The following is a 2,278-nucleotide window of genomic DNA, read 5'->3' as shown; positions in this document are numbered from 1 at the left end:
CACCAATCCTCGCACCACACCTCGCACCACAAGGGAACCGCGCCATGAAAGACCATATCGACATCGAAACCCTCGAAGTGGGCTATGACATTCCTGCCCTTCCCGGCATGGATGAGAGCGAGATCCAGACACCTTGCCTGATCCTCGATCTCGACGCTTTGGAGCGTAATATCAAGAAGATGGGCGATTACGCCAAGGCGCACGGCATGCGCCACCGGGTGCATGGCAAGATGCATAAATCGGTCGATGTGGCCAAGCTGCAAGAAAGCCTTGGTGGTGCCGTCGGCGTGTGCTGCCAGAAAGTCTCCGAGGCAGAAGTGTTCGCCCGTGGCGGCATCAAGGATGTGCTGGTTTCCAACCAAGTGCGCGAACCCGCCAAGATCGACCGCCTTGCGCGCATGCCGAAGCTGGGCGCGCGCACCATCTGCTGCGTCGATGATATCGCCAATGTGGCCGATCTGTCGGCCGCCGCCCAGCGCCATGGCACCCAGATCGAATGCCTGGTCGAGATTGATTGCGGCGCGGGCCGCTGCGGCGTGACCACCACCCCCGCCGTGGTCGAGATTGCCAAAGCCATCGACGCCGCACCGGGGCTGAAATTCGCTGGCCTCCAGGCCTATCAAGGTGCGATGCAGCACATGGACAGCTACGAGGACCGCAAGGCCAAGATCGCGCTCGCCGTGGCGCAGGTCAAAGATGCGGTCGACACGCTCAAGGCCGAGGGGATCGAGTGCGACATCGTCGGCGGTGGCGGCACGGGCAGTTATTATTTCGAGAGCACCTCGGGCGTCTATAATGAGCTTCAGTGCGGCTCCTACGCCTTCATGGATGCCGATTACGGCCGCATTCTCGACAAGGACGGCAAGCGCATCGACCAAGGCGAATGGGAAAACGCGCTTTTCATCCTGACCAGCGTGATGAGCCATGCCAAGGCCGACAAGGCCATCGTCGATGCGGGCCTCAAGGCGCAATCGGTCGATAGCGGCCTGCCGGTGATCTTCGGGCGCGATGATGTGAAATACGTCAAATGCTCGGATGAGCATGGCGTGGTGGCCGACCCCGATGGGGTGCTCAAAGTCAATGACAAGCTCAAGCTTGTCCCCGGCCATTGCGACCCGACCTGCAATGTCCATGACTGGTTCGTCGGCGTGCGCGGCGGCAAGGTCGAGGTGGTCTGGCCGGTGTCCGCACGCGGCAAGGCCTACTGATGGACGGCGCGACCGTTGCACAACATGAGTTGGTGATCGTCCCCGAGGGGATGATCGCCGATCTTCTGACCCGCAAAGCGGCCTTTGACGCGGTGGAAAAGGTCTTTGCCGCCATGGCCTCGGGCGATGCGGTGAATTTCCCCGTGGTGCGCGAAGCTTTGGGCCATGAGGATGCGCTCTATGGCTTCAAGGGCGGCTTCGATGCCGTGGGCGGTGTGCTGGGCCTCAAGGCTGGCGGCTATTGGCCCCATAACCTTGAACGGCGCGGGCTGATCAACCACCAATCCAGCGTCTTTCTCTTCGATCCCGACACGGGCCGGGTCAAGGCGATGGTCGGCGGCAATTTGTTGACCGCACTGCGCACCGCCGCCGCCTCCTCCGTCTCGATCAAGCATCTGGCGCGCAAGGATGCACGGGTCTTGGGCATGGTAGGCGCGGGCCATCAGGCCAAGTTCCAACTGCGCGCCGCCTTGGAAACCCACAGCTTCGACAAGGTCATCGGCTGGAACTACCACCCCGAGATGCTGCCGGGCTTGGCGGCGGTCGCCGAAGAAATGGGCCTGCCCTTCGAGGCGGTCGACCTGCCGGGCCTGAAAGCCGCCGATGTGATCATCACCATCACTTCAAGCTTCGCGCCCTCGCTTTTAGCCGACCATGTCAGCCCCGGCACGCATCTGGCCTGCATGGGGACCGACACCAAGGGCAAGCAAGAGGTCGAGGCGGCACTTTTGGCACGCGCTGCGGTGTTTTGTGATGAGGTCGCGCAATCGGTCAGCATCGGCGAGGCGCAGCATGCGGTGGCCCAAGGGCTGATCGATGCGCAATCGGTCACGCCCATCGGTGCAGTGATCAACGGCGCGCATCAAGGCCGCAGCAGCGCCGACGAGATCACGCTGTTTGATGGCACGGGTGTGGGCCTGCAAGATCTGGCCGTGGCCGATGCCATCGTCGATGCCGCCATTGCCCAAGGCATGGCCACAATCGTTCCGCTTTAAGCGTGACGGGTGCAGCCGCGCACGCGGCTGCACCGGCCCCCGCCCCATCTTGCGTGCTTGGTGGCGCGGGCGGGT

General features: G+C 62.9%; 2 protein-coding genes. Both read left to right on the top strand.

The window, feature by feature from the left end; translation table 11 throughout:
* The first annotated feature begins 44 nt into the window (after positions 1-44).
* Positions 45-1,208, top strand: a complete 1,164-nt coding sequence (bhcC, locus tag KG698_RS15055) for a 3-hydroxy-D-aspartate aldolase BhcC (RefSeq protein WP_213686359.1) — start codon at positions 45-47, stop codon at positions 1,206-1,208.
* Between the two features lie 29 nt (positions 1,209-1,237).
* Positions 1,238-2,203 (top strand): iminosuccinate reductase BhcD, encoded by a 966-nt coding sequence (gene bhcD / locus KG698_RS15050; protein WP_213686360.1) that lies wholly within the window; start codon positions 1,238-1,240, stop codon positions 2,201-2,203.
* Positions 2,204-2,278: the final 75 nt, after the last annotated feature.

This window comes from Roseicyclus sp. (assembly GCF_018402035.1).
Classification (GTDB): Bacteria; Pseudomonadota; Alphaproteobacteria; order Rhodobacterales; family Rhodobacteraceae; genus Roseicyclus.
This window is presented reverse-complemented; position numbering and strand designations above follow the sequence as displayed.